25 protein-coding genes are annotated in these 21,337 nt (G+C 36.4%); 4 read left to right on the forward strand and 21 right to left on the reverse strand.

The features are described from left to right. Positions 1–24: 24 nt before the first annotated feature. The 7 genes from grpE to gpr form a co-directional block, all read right to left on the reverse strand. The gene (gene grpE / locus AAG068_RS21670; RefSeq protein WP_098667265.1) at positions 25–603 is read right to left on the reverse strand and encodes a nucleotide exchange factor GrpE; all 579 of its coding nucleotides are present in this window, start codon (positions 601–603) and stop codon (positions 25–27) included. A 114-nt stretch (positions 604–717) separates the two neighbouring features. After that, the gene (gene hrcA / locus AAG068_RS21675) at positions 718–1,734 is read right to left on the reverse strand and encodes a heat-inducible transcriptional repressor HrcA (RefSeq protein WP_342715768.1); all 1,017 of its coding nucleotides are present in this window, start codon (positions 1,732–1,734) and stop codon (positions 718–720) included. Positions 1,735–1,867: 133 nt separating this feature from the next. After that, positions 1,868–3,007: a radical SAM family heme chaperone HemW gene (gene hemW, locus AAG068_RS21680; protein ID WP_342715769.1), complete on the reverse strand. Its 1,140-nt coding sequence runs from the start codon at positions 3,005–3,007 to the stop codon at positions 1,868–1,870. 52 nt (positions 3,008–3,059) lie between these two features. Beyond that, entirely contained in the window at positions 3,060–3,434 is a 375-nt protein-coding gene (locus tag AAG068_RS21685; RefSeq protein WP_001293546.1) for a winged helix-turn-helix transcriptional regulator, read from the reverse strand. Positions 3,435–3,584: 150 nt separating this feature from the next. Then, on the reverse strand, positions 3,585–5,408 hold the full coding sequence (gene lepA, locus AAG068_RS21690) for an elongation factor 4 (protein WP_001030955.1): 1,824 nt from the start codon (positions 5,406–5,408) through the stop codon (positions 3,585–3,587). A gap of 210 nt (positions 5,409–5,618) precedes the next feature. Then, positions 5,619–5,981, reverse strand: a complete 363-nt coding sequence (locus tag AAG068_RS21695) for a YqxA family protein (RefSeq protein WP_342719801.1) — start codon at positions 5,979–5,981, stop codon at positions 5,619–5,621. Beyond that, a complete protein-coding gene (gene gpr / locus AAG068_RS21700) occupies positions 5,981–7,084 on the reverse strand; it encodes a GPR endopeptidase (protein ID WP_342715770.1) in 1,104 nt (367 codons plus the stop codon). Before gpr ends, AAG068_RS21695 begins: the two co-directional genes overlap by 1 nt. 181 nt (positions 7,085–7,265) lie before the next feature. Between gpr and rpsT the strand changes: the two genes are divergently transcribed. Further along, the gene (rpsT, locus tag AAG068_RS21705; protein WP_001274011.1) at positions 7,266–7,523 is read left to right on the forward strand and encodes a 30S ribosomal protein S20; all 258 of its coding nucleotides are present in this window, start codon (positions 7,266–7,268) and stop codon (positions 7,521–7,523) included. 83 nt (positions 7,524–7,606) lie between these two features. On the opposite strand, the gene holA is transcribed toward rpsT, so the two are convergent. Continuing rightward, positions 7,607–8,617: a DNA polymerase III subunit delta gene (gene holA, locus AAG068_RS21710; protein WP_342715771.1), complete on the reverse strand. Its 1,011-nt coding sequence runs from the start codon at positions 8,615–8,617 to the stop codon at positions 7,607–7,609. A gap of 346 nt (positions 8,618–8,963) precedes the next feature. On the opposite strand from holA, the gene AAG068_RS21715 reads away from it, so the two are divergent. After that, positions 8,964–9,098, forward strand: coding sequence for a YqzM family protein (locus AAG068_RS21715; RefSeq protein ID WP_000997609.1), 135 nt, complete (start codon positions 8,964–8,966; stop codon positions 9,096–9,098). Positions 9,099–9,127: 29 nt separating this feature from the next. Here AAG068_RS21715 and AAG068_RS21720 read toward each other — a convergent pair whose 3' ends face one another. The 3 genes from AAG068_RS21720 to AAG068_RS21730 all read right to left on the reverse strand — a co-directional run bounded on the left by AAG068_RS21720 (position 9,128) and on the right by AAG068_RS21730 (position 12,684). Further along, positions 9,128–11,449 carry a DNA internalization-related competence protein ComEC/Rec2 gene (locus AAG068_RS21720; protein ID WP_342715772.1) on the reverse strand — a complete coding sequence of 774 codons (2,322 nt, stop codon included), beginning with the start codon at positions 11,447–11,449 and terminating at the stop codon, positions 9,128–9,130. A 14-nt stretch (positions 11,450–11,463) separates the two neighbouring features. Next, positions 11,464–12,021 (reverse strand): ComE operon protein 2, encoded by a 558-nt coding sequence (locus tag AAG068_RS21725; RefSeq protein ID WP_048531258.1) that lies wholly within the window; start codon positions 12,019–12,021, stop codon positions 11,464–11,466. Positions 12,022–12,084: 63 nt separating this feature from the next. Beyond that, positions 12,085–12,684, reverse strand: coding sequence for a helix-hairpin-helix domain-containing protein (locus tag AAG068_RS21730; protein WP_342715773.1), 600 nt, complete (start codon positions 12,682–12,684; stop codon positions 12,085–12,087). A 77-nt stretch (positions 12,685–12,761) separates the two neighbouring features. Between AAG068_RS21730 and comER the strand changes: the two genes are divergently transcribed. Continuing rightward, complete coding sequence (comER, locus tag AAG068_RS21735) at positions 12,762–13,589, forward strand: late competence protein ComER (protein ID WP_098344846.1); 828 nt, start codon at positions 12,762–12,764, stop codon at positions 13,587–13,589. 172 nt (positions 13,590–13,761) lie between these two features. Here comER and AAG068_RS21740 read toward each other — a convergent pair whose 3' ends face one another. The 8 genes from AAG068_RS21740 to AAG068_RS21775 all read right to left on the reverse strand — a co-directional run bounded on the left by AAG068_RS21740 (position 13,762) and on the right by AAG068_RS21775 (position 18,897). Beyond that, a complete protein-coding gene (locus AAG068_RS21740) occupies positions 13,762–14,511 on the reverse strand; it encodes a class I SAM-dependent DNA methyltransferase (RefSeq protein ID WP_062923560.1) in 750 nt (249 codons plus the stop codon). Further along, positions 14,508–14,864 carry a ribosome silencing factor gene (gene rsfS, locus AAG068_RS21745; RefSeq protein ID WP_000653200.1) on the reverse strand — a complete coding sequence of 119 codons (357 nt, stop codon included), beginning with the start codon at positions 14,862–14,864 and terminating at the stop codon, positions 14,508–14,510. Before rsfS ends, AAG068_RS21740 begins: the two co-directional genes overlap by 4 nt. Then, the gene (gene yqeK, locus AAG068_RS21750; protein WP_071726619.1) at positions 14,861–15,430 is read right to left on the reverse strand and encodes a bis(5'-nucleosyl)-tetraphosphatase (symmetrical) YqeK; all 570 of its coding nucleotides are present in this window, start codon (positions 15,428–15,430) and stop codon (positions 14,861–14,863) included. The genes rsfS and yqeK overlap by 4 nt, the downstream gene beginning before the upstream one ends. Continuing rightward, positions 15,420–15,989: a nicotinate-nucleotide adenylyltransferase gene (gene nadD, locus AAG068_RS21755; protein WP_166701768.1), complete on the reverse strand. Its 570-nt coding sequence runs from the start codon at positions 15,987–15,989 to the stop codon at positions 15,420–15,422. Before nadD ends, yqeK begins: the two co-directional genes overlap by 11 nt. A 137-nt stretch (positions 15,990–16,126) precedes the next feature. Next, positions 16,127–16,420, reverse strand: a complete 294-nt coding sequence (gene yhbY / locus AAG068_RS21760; protein ID WP_000955224.1) for a ribosome assembly RNA-binding protein YhbY — start codon at positions 16,418–16,420, stop codon at positions 16,127–16,129. Between the two features lie 5 nt (positions 16,421–16,425). Beyond that, positions 16,426–17,259 carry a shikimate dehydrogenase gene (aroE, locus tag AAG068_RS21765; protein ID WP_074614816.1) on the reverse strand — a complete coding sequence of 278 codons (834 nt, stop codon included), beginning with the start codon at positions 17,257–17,259 and terminating at the stop codon, positions 16,426–16,428. A gap of 15 nt (positions 17,260–17,274) precedes the next feature. Continuing rightward, complete coding sequence (yqeH, locus tag AAG068_RS21770; RefSeq protein ID WP_342715774.1) at positions 17,275–18,381, reverse strand: ribosome biogenesis GTPase YqeH; 1,107 nt, start codon at positions 18,379–18,381, stop codon at positions 17,275–17,277. Between the two features lie 3 nt (positions 18,382–18,384). Beyond that, positions 18,385–18,897 carry a YqeG family HAD IIIA-type phosphatase gene (locus AAG068_RS21775; protein WP_000765309.1) on the reverse strand — a complete coding sequence of 171 codons (513 nt, stop codon included), beginning with the start codon at positions 18,895–18,897 and terminating at the stop codon, positions 18,385–18,387. Between the two features lie 247 nt (positions 18,898–19,144). Here AAG068_RS21775 and AAG068_RS21780 point away from each other — a divergent pair, with 247 nt between their 5' ends. Further along, a complete protein-coding gene (locus AAG068_RS21780; protein WP_000850094.1) occupies positions 19,145–19,300 on the forward strand; it encodes a sporulation histidine kinase inhibitor Sda in 156 nt (51 codons plus the stop codon). Positions 19,301–19,446: 146 nt separating this feature from the next. Here AAG068_RS21780 and AAG068_RS21785 read toward each other — a convergent pair whose 3' ends face one another. After that, complete coding sequence (locus AAG068_RS21785; RefSeq protein WP_342715775.1) at positions 19,447–20,235, reverse strand: phosphatidylserine decarboxylase; 789 nt, start codon at positions 20,233–20,235, stop codon at positions 19,447–19,449. Positions 20,236–20,525: 290 nt separating this feature from the next. Next, positions 20,526–21,239, reverse strand: coding sequence for an RNA polymerase sporulation sigma factor SigK (sigK, locus tag AAG068_RS21790; RefSeq protein ID WP_000051382.1), 714 nt, complete (start codon positions 21,237–21,239; stop codon positions 20,526–20,528). Positions 21,240–21,337: the final 98 nt, after the last annotated feature.

The following is a 21,337-nucleotide window of genomic DNA, read 5'->3' on the forward strand; positions in this document are numbered from 1 at the left end:
CGAATCCTCCTACTTTTATGTAAATTATTGATTTACTTTTACCATCGATGGGCGAATTACACGGTCTTTTAATTTATAACCTTTTTGGAATTCTTCCACAACCGCGTTTGATTCAAATTCGCTGTCTTCTACTTGCATAACAGCTTGGTGTTCATGAGGATCAAACTGTTTACCAACAGCTTCAATCGCTTCTACACCTTCTTTTGTCATCGCTTCTAACAATTGACGATATACCATTTCCATCCCTTGTAATAAGGACTTCATTTGCTCATCAGTTGCTTCCACTTGCATCGCTCTTTCAAAATTATCAAGAGCTGGCAAAATATCTGAAACAAGACTTTGTGCTCTATATTTTTCAGCAGCCTGTTTATCCATTTGAACACGGCGCTTATAATTTTCAAAATCTGCTTGTAGACGTAGCATACGGCCTTCTGTTTCCGTCAGTTTCGCTTGCAATTCATCTACCTTTTCTTGTAAAAGAGCAGCCTCACTTTTTTCTTCAACAGTTTCTTCGCTGTTTTCAGATGTTACGGCTTCTTCAACTTTTGCTTCTTTTACTTCTTCTTTCATTTCTTCTACAACTTGTTCGTTACGCTCTTCCACAATTTTCACCTCCTTAAAAGGTATTAGGTATCATGCATAGCATGATTACCTAAGCATAGTTATATATTACACACAGCGATGTATTGTTCATCACTTGAGCGCATGTATTCTTCTTTATTTTTTTAGTCCATCTGTAATTTGCCTTGTAAATAACTGTAACAAACTAATTACCCGAGAGTATTGCATTCTTGTCGGACCTAAAATAGCAATTGTTCCAAGCTGTTCTTCTCCAATCGAATATGTTGCAGAAATTAAACTACAATCTTCCATGGCTGTCGCAGAGTTTTCCCTACCAATTTTCACTTGAATACCTACTTGTTTATGACGCAAAATGTCATAAAACTCAGCTTCATTATCAATCATCGTCAGCAAGGATCTTACTTTGTGAATGTCATGGAACTCTGGTTGCGAAAGCATATTTGCTTTTCCCCCAAAGTATATCTTTTCCGATAAAGGAACTTGAAATGTACCATCTAACATTTTTATTGCACTATCGTAGTTATGAACATACCCGCGCAATACCGTAACAATCTCTTTAAAGATTTTATTATGGAGTTCCAACATTGGTACGCCTGATAGCTTTTCATTTAAAATATTAACCATTTTTTCTAAATCTGATAAATCAACAGATTCCGGAACGGTAATCGTTTTGCTTTGTACATGCCCTGTATCCGTTACAATAATAGCGACTGCAGTTTGACGATCAAGCGGTACAATTTGTACGTTTTTAAGTTTATTTGTGCTTAACTTCGGTCCAAGAACAATGGCCGTATAATTCGTAAGCTCTGATAAAATTTGAGCCGATTGCTGCGCAATCTTTTCCGCTTCAAAAATTCTTTCAGCAAATAAATCTTTAATTTGTACAATTTCATCGTTCGGTAAGTTTTGCGGCGCTAAAAGATGATCTACATAAAATCGGTATCCTTTTTCAGAAGGAACACGTCCAGAAGAACTATGTGTTTTTTCAATAAATCCTAGTTCCTCTAAATCAGCCATTTCATTTCGAATAGTAGCTGAACTAAATGTAATTTCATCTTTCTTAGCCAGCGTCCTTGACCCAACAGGTTGCGCTGATCCAATAAAGTCATCAATAATTGTTTGTAAAATTAAGAGCTGACGTTCCGTAAGCATCTCATCATCACCTCTGTTAGCACTCTTTGTCTTCGAGTGCTAAATCTATTAATAACTTACCAAAATTGACATTCAATTGTCAACGGAAACGTCACGAAATAATGAAACTTTTTCACGTTAATGGAATATTTAATTAGTCAATCAAAAATGATTGGAATACTTCATTCCCTAATAATTTTCCTTTTCGTGTTAAACGAACATATCCATCGCTCTCTTCAAGCAATCCTTGTTCTTGGTTGTTTTGTAACTGCTTCGCGAAAACTTGATCCATCTCCATATTAAATTTCTTTTGAAACGCTATTTTAGATACACCTTTTGTTTTTCGAAGCCCTAAGAACAACTCTTCTTCCATTCTTTCTTTCTCCGTCACCACGTGAACATCTAAATACGGAAATCCGGTTTCATCAATTTTATTGAAGTATTGCTTGAGCGGTCCCACATTTTGAATACGTTCTCCATTTACATAACTATGCGCCCCAGCTCCAAATCCATAATACTCTTCATTATTCCAGTATGTGAGATTATGTCTACTTTCATTATCACCTTTTGAGAAATTACTAATTTCATACTGGCTATAGCCATGTTTCTCCATTTCATCCATTACCATTTCGTACATTTTCGCTTCATGGTCTTCACCTGGAAGTCTTAATTTCCCTTTATTCATTAAGTTATAAAATACCGTTTTCGGTTCCACAATTAATGAATATGCCGAGAAATGTTGTACACCAAGCGTAAAAGCAATGTCTAATGTTTCTTTTACATCTTCTATCGTCTGCCCTGGCAGAGCATAAATAATATCTACATTTATATTTTTAAAGCCTACTTCCTGCGCTTCTCTAATTGCTACAAACGCATCTTCTCTCGTATGCTTACGTCCAATTTTCTCAAGCAATTCATCTCGAAATGTTTGCACACCAAAACTAATTCGGTTTACTCCACCTTCTAGTAACACATTTAACTTCTCTTTCGGCAAATCACCCGGGTTCGCTTCAAATGTTAATTCACAATTCGGGGCAAACGGACGTAAACGACGATTTATAATATCTAATAATTTCTTTGTTTGCTCCATGTTTAATGCTGTCGGAGTTCCTCCACCAACAAAAATCGTTTTCATACTATCAAACGGTACTTTTTGAACTGTATTTATAATTTCTTTCTCTAAATACTCTAAATATTGATCGACTGGCTGGCGTTCAATAAACACTTTATTAAAATCACAATAGTGACAAATATGCTGACAAAACGGAATATGAATATATGCAGCTTGCACCAAAAATAACTCCTACCTTTCTAAAAAGAAAACCTCCGCGCTCGGGAGGCTTCCTTTACTTCTCTAACGTATTACGAATTTGTTCCATTCGCATTTTTCCCCAATCATACATCATTTCAACGATTGGTAAAAGCGACATGCCTAATTCGGTCATATAATATTCCACTCGCGGAGGAATCTCTGGGTATACCGTTCGATCAACAATCCCATCTTCCATTAACTCTTTTAATTGGTTTGACAAAACTTTATGAGAAATGCTTGGAAATAATCGTTGTAATTCACTAAAACGATGAGGCCCTTCCACACCAAGATGCCACAATATTACAACTTTCCACTTTCCACTAATAATAGAAAGCGTCAATTCCTTTTCACAATTAAAATTGCCATTTTGTATTTTTTCTTGAATATCTTTTCGAATATTTTCGGACATTAACAAACTCCTAACTCTATATGAATTAAAAAGCTCTCTCACTATTGTAATTGAGAGAAGCTACGTTGTCTAAAAAGTAATGATATAAAAAAGAAGCCGTATAAAACGACTTCTTTTTTATATCAATTCACATGAAATAACAATCAATTATTAGTTGTCATCCATTTTCAGTACAGCCATGAATGCTTCTTGCGGTACTTCTACAGAACCAACAGACTTCATACGCTTTTTACCCTCTTTTTGCTTATCAAGAAGTTTACGCTTACGAGAAATGTCACCACCGTAACATTTCGCAAGTACGTTTTTACGCATCGCTTTAATTGTAGAACGGGCTACAACTTTGTTTCCGATCGTCGCTTGAATTGGTACTTCGAACTGCTGTCTTGGAATTAAATCTTTTAATTTTTCTACAATCACTTTACCACGGTCATACGCTGAATCACGGTGTACGATAAATGATAGGGCATCGACTTGTTCATTATTTAAAAGAATATCCATTTTCACAAGCTTAGATGGTTTGTAGCCAATTAACTCGTAATCAAATGATGCATATCCTTTTGTGTTTGATTTCAATTGATCGAAGAAATCATATACGATTTCTGATAACGGGATTTCATATGTTAATGTAACACGTGTTTCATCTAAATATTGCATATCAATAAACGTTCCACGTTTACCTTGGCAAATTTCCATTACAGCTCCAACATAGTCATTTGGAACCATAATTGAAGCCTTCACAAACGGCTCTTCTACACGATCGATAGACTGTGGATCTGGCATATTAGATGGGTTATCAACAATAACATCTTCACCATTTGTTAAATAAACTTTATAAATAACGCTTGGCGCCGTTGTAATTAAGTCAATTTTAAATTCACGTTCAATACGCTCTTGAATGATTTCCATGTGAAGAAGTCCTAAGAAACCACAACGGAAACCAAATCCTAGCGCTTGAGATGTTTCTGGTTCAAACTCAAGAGCAGAATCATTTAACTCTAATTTTTCTAACGCATCACGTAAATCATTGTAACGTGCAGAATCAATCGGATATAAACCACAGAATACCATTGGGTTTAATTTACGGTAACCTGCTAACGGCTCTGCCGCTGGACGTTTCGCGTGTGTAATCGTATCACCAACGCGTGTGTCACCAACATTTTTAATCGATGCTGCTAAGAAACCTACATCACCTACTGTTAACTCATCACGTTGCGTAGTTTTCGGTGTGAATACACCTACTTCTGTTACTTCAAACTCTTTTCCAGTTGCCATCATACGTACTTTATCGCCAACTTTTACTGTTCCGTTAACAACACGAATATATGCAATTACACCGCGGTATGGATCATATAAAGAGTCAAAAATCATACATTGTAACGGCTCTTCTGAATCTCCTGTTGGTGCTGGTACTTTTTCAACGATTTGTTCTAAAATCTCTTCGATACCAATCCCAGCTTTTGCAGAAGCAAGTACAGCTTCTGATGCATCTAAACCGATTACATCTTCTACCTCTTGGCGTACACGCTCTGGGTCTGCACTTGGTAAGTCGATTTTATTAATAACTGGTAAAATCTCTAAATTGTTATCAAGCGCTAAGTATACGTTTGCTAACGTTTGCGCTTCAATACCTTGCGCTGCATCTACTACAAGAATCGCACCTTCACAAGCCGCTAAACTACGAGATACTTCGTACGTAAAGTCGACGTGTCCTGGTGTATCAATTAAGTGAAGAATATATTCTTCACCGTCTTTTGCTTTATAGTTTAACTGTACTGCGTTTAATTTAATTGTAATACCACGCTCACGCTCTAAATCCATAGAGTCAAGCAACTGAGCTTTCATTTCACGTTGTGTTAACGCGTTTGTTTTCTCTAAAATACGGTCTGCTAACGTTGACTTTCCGTGGTCAATATGAGCAATGATAGAGAAGTTACGAATTTTGGACTGTCTTTTTGCTCTTTCTTCTTTGTTCATCTATGTTCTCAACTCCTAATAGTCTCGCCAATATACACTAGCACTGATTATATCAATAGAGCAGCAAAGATTCAATGAAAACTCGTGCTGCTTACAATACAAATCATTCTATCTATATCTTATGCGAACAAACCATAAGAGACAAACCTTTTTCAAATTAAAAAACGGCTGTCTTACAAATCTGTAAAACAACCGTCCCCCGTTTGACTCTTAACTAAAAATTTCTCTTACTTTCCCGACAACTATGTCTGTTCCAAACTTTGTTATTTCATAGGCGACACTTGCTATCGCCATACCCATTCCTTCTACAACATTAAAACTTCTTAAGCTTTCTAATTGTTTTTGTTTTTCAGTAGCGGAAAACGAACCCTCCAAAATTTCTGATTCAGCAGCCTCACCTTTTGTTCCTGTCATATGTGCGATTTGTTCATACGACATTTGCTGATAACCTTTCATACTTTTCAAACCGTAATTAGCAAGTGCCACCCCTGCTATCATCATAAGTAAGCATATGGCCGCACTACATATACATAAAAGCGAAAAGCGACTTAAAGGATTATCCTCTCTTCCCATCAATGTGTGTATGCTCCTGTATTATCTTGGTCAATTTGATGATGCAGTGCTGCATTTAAACCACTTGCTATTACATTTGCCATATCCTCTATAAAGGCATCCACTTCTTTCGGAGTCACCATTAAATTATGGCCTAGAGGAGATAACACTTCATAAATTAATTTCCTCTTCTCTTCATCCTCCAGTGTACCTACAGCACCTAAAAACATATTTCGGCTCTTTTCATCCGGCATATCTTCTTCTGTTAATTTTTTCTTTTCTCCAAATGAAAAACCAGCCGGCAACAAAGATCGGGAAGGTTTGTTACCTTCTTTCATCTCCCGGCCAAAATGTTTCAAAATAAAATCAATTGTATCGCTTGTAATCGAAACGGCATCCACCACAGTCGGAACACCAATTGCGATAACAGGAATTCCTAATGTTTCTTTACTGAGTTCCTTACGTTTATTCCCAACACCCGATCCCGGATGAATTCCTGTATCAGAAATTTGTATCGTACTATTTACCCTTTCAATCGAACGAGCAGCTAATGCATCAATTGCAATAACAAAGTCTGGCTTTGTCTTCTCAATGATTCCATAAATGACATCGCTCGTTTCAATTCCTGTAATTCCCATTACCCCCGGCCGAATCGCACTAACAGGCCTAAATCCTTCTTCTACACTTTCAGGCTGCAATTGAAACAAATGTCTCGTTACTAATACATTTTCTACAACTATTGGTCCAAGCGCATCGGGCGTTACATTCCAATTTCCAAGACCAACAATTAAACAACTCGCTTCTTTCGTAACGCCAACCTCTTCTAAGAAATACGAAAATTCTTTTGCAAAAATACGCTCTACTTTTTGTTGTAGCTCTGTATCTTGTTGACGTATACCTTGTACTTCAAGCGTTAAATAATTTCCAGGTTTTTTACCCATCGATTCAGAGGCAACTTCATCAATCGTTACTTTCGTAATGGTAATACCTTCTTCTTCCCTCTCTTTTACAATAACTCCTTGTATTCCTTGTTGCTCTTCTTGACGCTCTTGCAACATTTGATGTGCCTCTACAGCAAGGTCCGTTCTAACACTATACTTACTTAAATCTAATGGTTCTTTCATCGTATCTCCTCCGTAATTCATAGTAAATATCGTTAGATTTCCCAAAGTTATATAAGGTCATTCTTTCCTTTACGTGAAATTTCATGGATATACTATTGCAATTCTCTTCACCGTTTGATAGAATATCACTTGTTCTATGTTATGAATCGAGTCATTCGATTGCACCAGGGAGGTGAAAAGTATGGCAAACATCAAATCTGCTATCAAACGCGCTAAACTTAGCGAAGAGCGTCGTGCACATAACGCTTCTATCAAGTCTGACATGCGTTCTGCTGTTAAAACTGTTGAAGCTTTAGTTACTAATAACGATCTTGAAAATGCTAAAGAAGCTTTCAAAACTGCTTCTAAAAAACTTGACAAAGCAGCTCGTAAAGGTCTTATCCACCAAAACGCTGCAGCTCGTCAAAAATCTCGCTTAGCGAAACAAGTAAACGCGTAAGGCGTTTAAAAAACGATCCATTTGGATCGTTTTTTTATATACAAAAAAGTTCACTTGCTAAGCACGTGAACTTTTTTGTTTCATCACATATGATTTAACCGCATTAAGAAAAACTCAAGTACAAGTTTCTTATCCATTTTTCCCGTTTTCATACTATAATCAGCTTCCGCTAATTCTATAATTACTTTTTTTAATTCTTCAAAAGAGAAAAACTTCGTTTGATTCATCGCTAACTTTACACGATATGGATGCACACCAATATGAGACGCAATTTGATTCTGCCCATAACCACGCTGCTGTAACTCTTTCACTTGATGCAACAAACGGAATTGACTTACTAATAATGCAAGTAATTTAATAGGTTCCTCCTGCTGCGTAAATAATCCATCCAAAATTTGCATCGCACCCGCGATATCCTTTTTCACCACTTTTTCTGTCAAAGCAAACACATTTTGTTCAACTGATTTTGGCACAAGCTCTGCAACGAGTTTCGGTGTAATCTCTCCGCCCATACCGACATATAACGTTAACTTGTCCATTTCCTTCGCCAACATCGTTACATTGCTTCCTACAAGCTCTAACAACAAACTAACAGCTGCATGATCAATATGTACATGCACTTCATCTGCACGAGCAACAATCCACTTCTGAACATCTTGCACTTGCATTGCGTTCGCTTCTATTACATCCGCTGTTTTCTTTAATAGTTTTGTAATTTTTTTTCGTTCATCAAGCTTTTCGTAAGGCGCAACAAAAACAAGAATAGAAAACGGAGAAGGCTCCCCAATATATTCTTCTAAAATTTTTATATTTTGTTCTAACTTTTCTTTTTGTGAAGTTAAAAATAGTGGTGATTTTATTAATAGTACTTTACGCTCTCCGAAAAAAGGAAGTGTACGTGCATCCTCAACCACATCTTCTAAATACGCTTCTTCTAAATCATATGTCACGACATTAAACTCGCGATCTTCCTCTTCAAGCGCTTCTGTTGTAATAAGCTTTATCGTTTCATTTATAAAAAACGCTTCCGTTCCATACAGTAAATACAACGGAGCAAACTGCTTCTTTTTAATTTTTTTATGTATATCACTCATACTTTTTCCTACTCCCTAACTTGGCAATATATATTTATACTAATGCCCTAGCTATTGTTTTACAAGTACAAAGGAACAGGCTGTATAACCCGTCCCTTTATTTATATTAAACGCCACGCAATAAGCCCCGGGTTTCTTATTGGTGTGCGGTAATCACCTTCCCTTTATTATTCACAATAAAAATTCGAGTATAAGTGCCAACTGTTAACATGGTTGGAAACAAAAAATTAACGTTACTTCATGATCTAAAAGTAGTAAAAACGCTCTATTTCTCTTCACATGGAAATTGTAGATTTTTTTCTGACAATATTTTATACTAAAGTGGAATGTTGGGGAGGGATTCTAAATGAATGATTTTGAACAAAATGTTCAAAGTAAACGCAATGACGCTATTGATTCAGGGGTAGGATTTATCGTCTCATTTGGTTTTTTCGCAACACTTTTCATCATTGCAACTGTTATTAAATTTATTGGTTCTTAAAGACTGCTGCTTACTGGCAGTCTTCTTTTTTATTGATTATGTGTTTCATCATATGTGATTTTGCTAAGAAAGGTTCCGTTTTCCCCTTTAAAAACATAGGAAATAGCACCTTGCTTATCCGTACGCCATATTTCAATTCCTCTCTTCTCAAAACGCTCTATAACTTCCTTATGAGGGTGCCCATACCTATTACGCTCACCGACAGAAATAATCGCTATATTAGGCTGTACAGCGCCTAGAAAAGGCATTATAGATGACGTTTTACTCCCATGATGAGCAACCTTTAAAACATCTGCCCGTAACTCTGGATACGTAGCTACTAAAAACTTCTCTCCTTCTTCTTCTAAATCACCTGTAAACAACCACGTTAATCCTCCTATTTTCGCCCACATTACAATTGAAGCGTTATTTTCACTGCTCTCCTTTCCTGTTGGCGCTAATACGAAAAATTCCGCTCCATTTATACTCCAACTTTCTCCTTCTCTCACTTCTCTTATTTTCACTTCCTTTTCTAACGCTTGTTTCTTTACTACTTTTTCTAATTCCGCATCTTGTTCCTTTCGGCCAAATACGACTTCTTTTACGGTTATATTTGATAATAACTCTTGCGCAGCACCTATATGATCCGCATCTCCATGCGTCACGATTAATTTATCGATTTTTTTAATACCTTCCTTTTGTAAATAAGGAATCAAAATATCATTTCCGACAGAAAATTCATGCTTTTTCCGTTGCCATTCTTCCTTGTTTACACGAATTGTTCCACCAGTATCAATGAGGTAAATCTCTTTATCGTATGGGAGACGAATTAATATCGCATCTCCCTGTCCAACATCAAGAAATGTAACACTTCCGCTTTCCCGAAAATACGGATATATATAATGACATGTACTAATAAAAAGAAATATCCCCGAAGCTACACACATAATTCCTTTCGGCATTCGCCTTTCCCAAACCATCAATATACTAATCATACTAACGCAATATAGGGCAACAAGAAGTATAGGTGTTTGCCCGAAATTAAGTCTGGTAAATGGTAAACTTTCACAATAACTTAAAACATTATTAGAAAGATTCAAACCCATTGATAGTACATTCGCAAGTCCTTTTGCAAAAAACGGCATAATCGGTATACATATCAAAATAACGATACTACACGGCAATACAATGAGGGATAAAAACGGAACGTATAGGATATTAAGAAAAATACTATATGGAGAAAAATAACCGAAGTGATATAACAAAATTGGGGTACTAACAAGTTGTGAAATAAAAGAAATATAAACAGAATTTCGAATCAATCCATTACTACTCTCTAGTAAAAGCGGGGCAGATAACAGTAAAGCAAAACTACCAACGAAAGAAAACTGAAAACCAATATTAAACAGAAGATACGGATCAAATATAAGCATACATATAGCTGTTATACTTAAAGCATCTAAGCTAGATAAACGAATAGAGCACATAAAAGCAATTAACATTAACACTCCTGTTATAGAAGCTCTTATAACAGACGGTGACGCTCCTGCTAAAATCATATATAGAGGAATACAGAAGATAAGACATACTGTTGCTACCTCCCTCGTCACACCACTTCTCAGCAAAATAAAATACACGATCACCATTAACAATACGATATGTGAACCTGAAATCGCCAACAAATGTACAAGACCAAATTGTTGATATTGCTCTTCAACTTCAAAAGTCATTTGTTGTCTATCACCAAATACTAACGCATTTATAAAAGCACCTGATTGTTCTGGAAACATTTCTGTAACGCCCGAGATTGCTTGCTGTCTCAACAGAAGAATCCATTGCACGAGTGACAACGATGTTTTATGGCATTCAGAAATATATGTAGCTTCCAATATGAAATGAATATTTTGCTTATACAAATAATCACGATAATTAAATCCATGAAAATTCCGAGCTATTGGTGGGTCTTTCCTCTCACCTTCGAATACACATGATACTCCTGCATGTAATTTTCGTAGTTGTTTCTTTTCTGAGGCTGATTTAATTTTGTAACTTAACTGCACTATATTTTCATTCTGATCTTTAACTTGAAATGATAGGCGATCCCCGTTAATAAGAGGTGTATTGTGTATCACTCCTCTTGTAGATTCGTAGGATTCTCCTAGAGGCTTGTTTTGCCCTTGAACATACATAGTGTACATAGCACCGCTAAAACACGCTACCATACAATAAAGAAAGGCTTTACGCGAAGTACGATACAAACAAAAGAAAACATATAGAACGAGACAACAAGTCAGCAATAAAACCGAAGAGGAGAAGGCAATTGCAATCCCTATTATAAATGAGATTGCAACATATCCCCATTGTCCTTGCAACTCATACTCACTCCTTATAGCATCATTTTTGCTTTCGTGAATACATGCTGTAATTCTTCCATTGATAAGTTCTCTTTTTCTAAAGATGCGAATAGTTCTTTTAACTCCATATGACGCTTTTGATCCTCTAATGCTGCAATATCATATTCTAGCGGAACGTGTTTCACTGTTACATTCGCTTTTTCAAATAACTCTATGGCATATGGATGATTTTTATAATCCTGCGCATAATAAACTGCTGTAATACCGCTTTGAATAATTGCCTTACAGCATTGTAAACAAGGAAAATGCGTAACATAAATTTCCGCTTCCTCCGTTTTCACACCAAACTTTGCACATTGTAATAAAGCATTCATTTCTGCATGAATTGTACGAACACAATGATTATCAATAACGTAGCATCCATCATCTATACAATGTACGCCACCTTTAATTGAACCATTATATCCACCAGCAATAATTCGTTTATCACGAACGATTGTCGCCCCTACTGCAAGCCTTGTACATGTACTACGTAAAGATAGCAAATGGCTTTGCGTCATAAAATATTGATCCCATGAAATTCGTTCCATATTCTTCACCTACTTTTTTGTCTACTTGTAGTGTAGCGAATGAAGAAAAACTTCGTCAATCTTTTACGGAATAATAATTTGATCTTTTATCTTTTCCAAAGACTTCACACCAATCCCGTCAATCTCTAACAAATCTTCTATTTTCTGAAACGGACCATGTTCCTCTCGATATTTCAAAATACTTTCCGCTTTCCGAGAACCGATACCTGTAATTTTTTCAAGTTGTTCTTTAGAAGCTGCATTTATTTGAACTTTGCCCTCTCCCTTTGAAACAGCAGCTACTTCTTGCGCTTGTTCGTTTTTATTCGGTACGTAAAGAATCATTTGGTCTTGTACCATTTTTGCTAAATTCACCTTCATCCTATCTGCCTCGGGCAAAAAACCACCTGCCTTTTCAATGGCATCCTTGACCCGGTCCCCTTCTTTCATTTCATACACTCCCTCTTTAACAACAGCCCCTTTCATATCAATTACAATTATTTTTTTCTGCTGCTTTATATCCGATATTTTCGGTTTACTTTTTTTGTCTATCTCTTTCACTTGCTCATCCGTTGCAATGACTGACCGCTCTGTATGCTCGTTCGGTTTCCAGAAAAGAAGAAAAAGTACAGTTCCCATAATAGCTACTAATCCTAACCATTTCTTTGGAAAATCCCACATCATTTTTCACCTCTAATCATAATTTTATAACATCATTCATATTGTTTAGGAGAAAGCTGTTACGAAGGAGGGATGAAACATTGAACATAGGAATTATAGGGACAGGAAACATGGGGAATATACTAATCGATGCATTTTTAGAAACCCGTGCTGTCAAACCTTCGTGCCTTACAATCATTAATCGAACGCCCGCCAAAGCATATCATATAAAGGAAAAATACCCTTCTGTTCATATAGCCAAAACTATTGATGAGGTAATTGAACGATCACATCTTATTTTTATTTGCGTAAAGCCGATAGATATATACCCGATCCTACAAAAATACGCTGAACATTTTTCTGATGAAAAGTGCTTAGTTTCTATCACAAGTCCAATATCCCCATCACAATTAGAGACACTTGTACCTTGCCATGTTGCCCGTATTATTCCGAGCATTACAAACCGCGCCCTATCTGGCGCATCACTATTTACATTCGGAAGTAAATGTTCTGAAGAGTGGCAACAAAAACTATTTCGTCTATTCAAAAACATTTCTACTCCCCTTGTAATAGAAGAAGATATAACGCGCGTTTCATCTGATATAGCAAGCTGCGGCCCTGCATTCTTTAGTTATTTATTACAATGTTTCATTAACGCTGCTGTAGATAAAACAAATATTACACATGAAGAAGCCACTACTTTAGTAAGTGAAATGGTCGTCGGAATGGGTAAACTACTCGAAAAAGGGATTTTCACATTGCCTACTTTACAAGAAAAAGTATGTGTTAAAGGCGGCGTTACAGGAGAAGGTATTCGTGTTTTAGAAGAACATGTTGGGGATATGTTTCACAAATTAATCGAGCGGACACACGAAAAATTTGATGAAGATTTAAAATGCGTTGATCAGCAATTCAATAAACACACATAATAAATACGCCATCGTCATTCCAAATCCTTTTTATAAATACTTAATTTTTTTACATTGCAACTTCACTTAAACTAGTATTTTCACAATTCACGTATAACACCTTCTAATTATGCTAGAACGAAAATTACATCTTCTTTACAAAACAAAAGCAACCTTCTCGGTTGCTTTTGTTTTATCCGTTTTTCTTCGCCATGAAGAAAATACGCTCTGTTTGTTCTGTAACTTCAAGTCGTTCAAAGTCACCAGTTACGCGAAGCACTGTAAAACCAGCTTCTTCAAGCCATTTCGTTAACTCTTCAACCGGATATGCACGTTGCACGTGACATTCGTCAAAACGATGGTACACATCTTCCTCCGGATCTTGAACAAAGAATGTTAAATCATGTTCTACACTATTTGATTCTTCACCAGGGAAGCAATTCCAAATAAGAGATATTTCTTCTCCATTCACTGTGTATGTTTCATTTTGAAATACATGATGTATTTTATATAAAGAATGTACATCAAATAAAAACAAACCATCTTGACGTAAATGATGAAACACTCTTCGAAATGTTTCTTGCACTCCATCTTCTTGCAATACATAGTTTAATGAATCACAAAAGATCGTTACACAGTCAAACTCACCCGGAACATCAAGCTCTCGCATGTCTTGTTGGTAAAAAGGAATAAAATATCCTTCCCCGCCTAGTTTTTGCTGAGCAACTGCTAACATTTCTTCTGAAAGATCGACACCAATTACATCGTAACCTTTTTGTACAAGCGGAAGTGTTACATTACCAGTACCGCATGCTACATCAAGAATCTTAGCCTCTTTCATATCCGCTTGCTGCAAGCTTTCCTCTGTGAATTCTACCCATTTATCATAAGGGACATCATTCATTAGTTCGTCGTACAACAATGCAAATTGTTCGTAATTCATTGGCCTAGCTCTTCTGTAATATCTTCACGCGGCACATCGCCCCATAGACGTTCTAAATTATAGTGATTACGCTCATCTTTATGGAATACATGAGCAACTACATCTCCAAGGTCAACTAATACCCAGCGCGCTTCGTCAAAACCTTCCATACGTTGTACGTCGATTTGGAACTCGTGTGCTTTTGCTTTAATTTCACGTGCAATTGCTTGTACTTGCTTATCTGAGTTACCGTGACAAATAATGAAATAATCTGCAATTGGTGAAATACCTTGCATATTTAGGACAACCATATCTTCTGCTCTCTTATCATCAGCTGCTTTTGCCGCTAATACTAATAAATCTTTATCTTTCATTTACTCATTTCCTCCTTGATAACTGCGTTGTATGTTTGGAATGTTAATGGATAAATCGTTTGATCTTTTTCCATTAAAAATTGAATTGTTCTCTTTAACGCAAATAATAAAGCTTGATTTATATCCGTATATGCGAGTTTACGAGCTTCCTCCACTCCTGGAAACTTTCGACCAGGCTCAATGTAATCCGCTACATAAATTACTTTATCTAACATCGTCATTTTCTCATGACCACTTGTATGATATGTAATAGCTTGCAGGATTTCAGGATCCGTAATGCCTACTTCTTTTTCTACTAAGTATGCCCCAACAGGTGCATGCCATAACTCTTTGTTGTAACAAAGTAAATCTTTCGGCAAATCTTCACTTTTAATGATCTCTTCCATCTCTGAAATCGCTCTACACTTCGCATAATCATGGAATATAGCTGCAACTTCAGCCTTTTTTTCATCCACACCGTATAACTTAGCAAGTTCAATTGCTGTTTCCATTACACCAATTGTGTGTATATAACGCTTTTCATGCATTTGTTGTTTGACAATATGAAGTGCTTTCTCACGATTCATACAACCCATTCCTCTCGATATATACCTGTACTTTTTCAGGAAGTAAATATTTGCATGTTTTCTTCTCTTTATATCTCTCACGTAATAAAGATGAAGAAACTGCAAACTCCGGAATTTCCACTGTGGTGATAGGATAAGGTGTATGCAATGTATAACCAGGTCTTGCAACCCCAACAAACGTTACAAGATCAAGTAACGCCTCAATGTTATACCACTTCGGTAAATACTCAACCATATCTCCACCAATAATAAAGTGAAACTGCACATCCGGATGCTTCTTCGTCAATTGTAGCATAGTGTCATACGTATAAGATGGGCCCTTCCTGCTTAGCTCTTCTAAACAAATAGAAAAATGTTCCTCTGCCTCAGTCGCAAGCTCTAACATTTGTAAACGACTTTCTACACTTGTAATATTTCGCCCTTGTTTATGCGGCGGAATTTGGTTCGGTAAGAACCATACTTCTTCTAAATTCAAAGCGTGATATACTTCATTTGCAATTAGCAAATGTCCATAATGTGGCGGATCAAATGTACCACCAATGATGCCAATTTTTCTCAAAAGAAACGCCCCTTCCTTTTACGTACAGCAACTCTCTTCGGTTAGGAATGAAGAGAGTTGCTATTAATAAAAGTTCAATTGGTTTCGCTCTCTACATCATTACGCATCAACGATAAAAATAGCGCATGCTAATCTTTTTATCGAGGAAGCTTAATTTGTTTATTTTCTCTTGACTCTTTGTATAAAACGATTGTGCTTCCAATTACTTGAACGATTTCAGCACGTGCACCTTTTGCAAGTTCTTCTGCAACTTCACGGCGATCGAATTCACAGTTTTGTAGCACACTTACTTTAAATAACTCACGAGCTTCTAAAGTATCTGCGATTTGTTTAATCATATTTTCATTTACTCCGCCTTTTCCTACTTGAAAAATCGGTGTTAAATGATGTGCTTGTGCACGTAAAAATCTTTTTTGTTTTCCTGTTAACATATATGTTAGCCTCCAAGCTTTCTTATAACTAATTGTTTCATTCGTTCGATATTTGGCGCGCGGCCCGTCCACATTTCAAATGCAAGTGCCCCTTGATAAACAAACATATCAATACCATTTTGAATGATTGCACCTTGCTCTTTCGCCTCACATAAAATTTTCGTTTCAAATGGATTATAAATTATATCTGATACAATCGTTCCTTTTTTTAACGAAGAAATTTGTAATGGCGTATGTTCGACGCGTGGATGCATACCTATTGTTGTCGTCTGAATGATAATATCATAATTTCCTTGTTCTTCTGTTGCCTTTTCTAATGATAAAGCAACAGAATGAACAGTAGCCGTACATGCAGCAATAAGTTCTTTCGCCTTATCTACTGTACGATTAGCTACATCAATCTCTTTCACACCTACATCCGCAAGAGAAAAATAAATCGCTCGACTAGCACCACCTGCGCCAAGCAATAAAATACGTTTCTCTTGAAGTGGTTCACTACTAATAGACTGCAGTGCTCGGACAAAACCAATCCCGTCTGTATTGTAGCCAATCAACTTTCCATCCTTATGAACCACTGTATTTACTGCACCAATTTGTTTTGCTAGCGGGTCAATCTCATCCAAACAATCCATAATCGCAACTTTGTGCGGAGTTGTTACATTAAATCCTGAAATACCTAATGCTTTTAAACCTCGTACTGCTTCCCCTAGCTCTTCCTCTTTAACAAGAAAGGCATGATAATGGGCATCCATATTCAAGTGTTCAAATGCATCGTTATGCATAACGGGTGATAATGAATGTCCAATTGGATTTCCGATTACGCCATATAATTGTTTCATAAATCCCTCTCCATATTAAATTAAAGATTTACGCAATGAAACACTTACTCCTTTTGGTACGTGTGCAACAATTTTTGCTCCCGGTTCGTTCACAGTAACCCATCCTAATCCAGAGAATACAACATCCGTTTTTGGTTCACGAATATTAAACTCGTATTTCACTAGCTCCGGCATATTTTCTAATTCTTCTGGTGTTGGCGGGCTTAGTAAATCTCCAACATGATTTTTATACAATTCATCTGCTTTCTCAAGCTTTGTACGATGGATTGTTAAACGATTTGAGAAGTGACAAGTAAATGCACGACGTCCGCCACTTACATAATCAAAACGTGCCAGTCCACTAAAGAACAATGTTTGTTCTTCATTTAATTGGAACACCATCGGCTTAATTTCTTTTGTTGGTGTAATAAGCTTTAAGCTTTGTTTTCCAACATAGTGAGCCATTTGATGGTGGTTAATAATACCTGGCGTGTCATATAAAGAAGATTCTTCATCTAATGGAATATCAATTAAATCAAGCGTTGTTCCTGGGAAATGAGATGTTGTAATTACATTTTCAGTCTCATCACTAAATTCTTTAATCATACGATTAATAAATGTTGATTTCCCTACATTTGTACATCCAACAACGTAAACATCTTTTCCACCGCGGTAATACTCAATTGCATCTGCCAGCTCAGCAATTCCTTGTCCCTTCGCTGCACTGATTAAAAAGACATCCTCTGGCTTTAATCCTAGCTGCTTTGCACTATAGCGCATCCAATGCTTTACTTTATCATGTTTTACTGACTTAGGAATTAAATCCGCTTTATTTCCAACAAGTAATACTTTATTATTTCCTACGAAACGATGTAAGCCAGGTAACCAGCTACCATTAAAGTCAAAAATATCTACAATCTTAACTACTAACGCATCCGATTTTCCAATTCCGTTTAGAATACGTAGGAAATCATCATCTGTTAATGATACATCTTGAATTTCGTTATAATGTTTTAAACGAAAACAGCGTTGGCAAATAACTTGTTCTTTTTCTAAAGATGAGGCAGGAGCATATCCCACTTCATTTTTATCTTCTGTTTGAATTTCTACACCGCAACCAATACATTTAATTGTTTCAGTCAAACTTTATTCCTCCCAGTTAATTAAACCTTTTTTCTTCATATTTCTCATAATTCTTCGTTCAATTTTTCGATTAAAGCGCGTTACTAATCCGTCCGTTTGTGCTACCGGTACAACTAAAATTGTGTGAAGTCCTACTCGATTTCCACCTAGCACATCCGTTAGTAACTGATCCCCAATTACTACAACTTCATCTGGCTGCAACTGCATCTCTTGTATCGCACGCTTAAACGCACGAACAAATGGCTTACGTGCACTATGAATAAATGGAATACCTAATGGATCAGCAAAGTCTTTCACTCGTTGCTCATTATTATTTGAAACGACCGTTACTTGAATGCCTTGCTCTTTCATTTTCAAAAACCATTCTTCAAGTTGTGGCGTTGCATTTGGACGATCCCATTCAATTAAAGTGTTATCTAAATCAGTAATAACGCCTTTAATACCACGCTTTTTCAAATCTTCTGGTTGAACATGATATACATTTTTTACGTATTCATTTGGTAAAAATAGTTTCAATTTCTTTCACCTCTTTGAGGAGTTTTCATAAAAATTTTTCGACAACATATTTCGATATATGACCTGTGGATAAAATTGTACACATTTTCCACATTAATTTTTCAATCAATTTGGAATTTACTAACAATCTATACACATTTTATCCACCTAGGTATGTGGATAACCACTCGTTTGTGACTGTCATATTTTTTTGGTACATTAAATGCAACAACGAATCAATCCTTATATTATTAGGAGGTGACTCACCTTGAAAACAAAACATATGGAACAGTTATCTACTGAGTTACTCACTGAGTCTTATTATAAAGCAAAAGAACTAAAATTAAATCCCGACTTCATTTTACTTATAAAACAAGAAATTATTAGACGCTCATTAGAGGACAAGCTTGTCAAATCGTCTTGATTACATATAAAGTGAAACTTTAATTAGCTAACTTGTAAAAAGAGCCATCCTGCGATGGCTCTCGAATAAACAAGTACTCCCATCTAGGGAATTTCATCATTAAGCATCTTTGTCCATAACTCTTGCTTACAGTTATAAAATCTTTTTTATTTATGAGCCAATCGAGTAGCAATTTTTTCACCAAGGCGAAGCTCTTGTCCACTCTTTAATTGCTGCACTACTCTTATCATATCTTTTTCAAACAATAACACAACTGTTGAACCGAATGTAAAGTATGCCATTTCTTCACCTTTTTGAACAACGTCTCTTTCATGCAGCAGCTCAATACTATTAACAAACATAGCTCCTACTTTTACAAGCGCCATATGCTCACCGTCACTATTCACTTCTGTAACAGAGCGATAATTTTTTGACAACGGTTCTTTCCCGTACTCCATACCAGCTGCATTTACCGGATATGATTTTCTACCGAGTACAAATCTTTCAGACACAGAACCAGAAAGCGGACTATGAATACGATGATAATGACTTGGGCTTAAATAAATAACCATGTATGTACCACCTGCATATCGCTGTGCACGCTCTTCATTACCTAGCATATCCACAATCGAATAACGCTTTCCTTTAATATCAAATGTTTTTGTGTCCTCAATAGGACCGTGGTCAGCAAAAACACCATCAACAGGACTAACGATACTCGATGCATCTGTATCAATACTACGCTTTCCTTCTTTTAGCTTACGCGTAAATAATTCATGCAATGTTCTATATTCCTTCAAACCCTTTTCCATCTCATCTTGATTAATTTGAAAAACTTTCGCATACGATGGAATAATGATAGAGCTCAAACGAGATTGTGCAAATTTACGTAATATATAAGAAGTAAAACGACCATTTGTAAGTTCGATCATAAGTCGATATAATGTACGTCGCAAATTGCGAAACCTCCTAATCAGTCTATAACTTTAGTTTCCCCTTCTTTTCCTTCTATATCATATGTAAAATTGGTTCTTATTCCCACATATCCTATAGAACCGCTATATTATACATGCGGAAAACTAAGTATGGTATTATTCTTAAATTGTTTAGCACCCTCTAATATTACAGATAGAATCCGTCATTTTCAACAGTGAACATGGATTTCTTCTGAACACAACCCTTTTTCTTTCCTGATTTCCAAAAAGAAAAGCAGCCCATTTTAAAATACGGCTGCTTGCAATATACATTATTCTTTCGCTTTTTTCTCTTTCTCTGCTCTTACAAATTCATGGAACATTTTCATTAAAGCGCGCTTTTCAATTCTTGATACGTAGCTTCTGGAAATACCGAGTGCCTTTGCAATCTCTCGTTGCGTTTTCTCCTTATCAAGCCCCAGTCCAAAACGCTTCACGATAACTTCTTTCTCTCGTTCGTCTAAAATATCGATATACTCTTTAATCTTTTCTAACTCCATACTAAGCTGGATCATATCAATTACATCTTCAGACTCTGATTTTAATATATCAATAAGCGATATCTCATTCCCCTCTTTATCTTGCCCGATCGGGTCATGAAGTGAAACGTCCTTTTTCGTCTTCTTCAGTACACGTAAATGCATCAAAATTTCATTTTCAATACAACGTGCTGCATACGTCGCAAGTTTTGTGCCTTTCCCTGCCGAATAGCTCTCGATCGCTTTAATAAGCCCGATTGTACCAATCGAAATTAAATCTTCTGCATCTTCCCCTGTGTTTTCAAATTTCTTAACGATATGAGCTACAAGCCGTAAATTATGTTCAATTAACAAATTCCTCGCTTGAGCATCACCTTGCTCCATTAACTCTAAGTACTTTCTCTCATCGTCTGATGATAACGGCTGCGGAAACGCATTATTCTTCACATAAGAAACAAAGACAAACACTTCTCGAACCATATATCCAATTGCGGCGAATAGACTCAAACCTTTCACCTCCGCCAAAATAGTGGTCTTTACTAAGTGTATGTGGGCGTGAGGTTGTTTGTGTCTGTACAGTTTATTTATAAAACTCAACACTTCCA

This window comes from Bacillus paramycoides, assembly GCF_038971285.1.
Taxonomy (GTDB): Bacteria; Bacillota; Bacilli; order Bacillales; family Bacillaceae_G; genus Bacillus_A.

Bases quoted from the DNA above. Each gene is read 5' to 3' on its own strand.
- AAG068_RS21685 (WP_001293546.1), bottom strand. From the start codon at position 3,434: ATGTCCGAAAATATTCGAAAAGATATTCAAGAAAAAATACAAAATGGC.
- AAG068_RS21725 (WP_048531258.1), bottom strand. From the start codon at position 12,021: ATGGAACGAATTTCATGGGATCAATATTTTATGACGCAAAGCCATTTG.
- aroE (WP_074614816.1), bottom strand. From the start codon at position 17,259: ATGAAACAATTATATGGCGTAATCGGAAATCCAATTGGACATTCATTA.
- yhbY (WP_000955224.1), bottom strand. From the start codon at position 16,420: ATGTTAACAGGAAAACAAAAAAGATTTTTACGTGCACAAGCACATCAT.
- AAG068_RS21730 (WP_342715773.1), bottom strand. From the start codon at position 12,684: ATGATGTGGGATTTTCCAAAGAAATGGTTAGGATTAGTAGCTATTATG.
- rsfS (WP_000653200.1), bottom strand. From the start codon at position 14,864: ATGAAAGATAAAGATTTATTAGTATTAGCGGCAAAAGCAGCTGATGAT.
- holA (WP_342715771.1), bottom strand. From the start codon at position 8,617: ATGAGTGATATACATAAAAAAATTAAAAAGAAGCAGTTTGCTCCGTTG.
- hrcA (WP_342715768.1), bottom strand. From the start codon at position 1,734: ATGCTTACGGAACGTCAGCTCTTAATTTTACAAACAATTATTGATGAC.
- AAG068_RS21715 (WP_000997609.1), top strand. From the start codon at position 8,964: ATGAATGATTTTGAACAAAATGTTCAAAGTAAACGCAATGACGCTATT.
- AAG068_RS21740 (WP_062923560.1), bottom strand. From the start codon at position 14,511: ATGAATTACGAACAATTTGCATTGTTGTACGACGAACTAATGAATGAT.
- rpsT (WP_001274011.1), top strand. From the start codon at position 7,266: ATGGCAAACATCAAATCTGCTATCAAACGCGCTAAACTTAGCGAAGAG.
- AAG068_RS21695 (WP_342719801.1), bottom strand. From the start codon at position 5,981: ATGGGAAGAGAGGATAATCCTTTAAGTCGCTTTTCGCTTTTATGTATA.
- lepA (WP_001030955.1), bottom strand. From the start codon at position 5,408: ATGAACAAAGAAGAAAGAGCAAAAAGACAGTCCAAAATTCGTAACTTC.
- yqeK (WP_071726619.1), bottom strand. From the start codon at position 15,430: ATGAATCGTGAGAAAGCACTTCATATTGTCAAACAACAAATGCATGAA.
- gpr (WP_342715770.1), bottom strand. From the start codon at position 7,084: ATGAAAGAACCATTAGATTTAAGTAAGTATAGTGTTAGAACGGACCTT.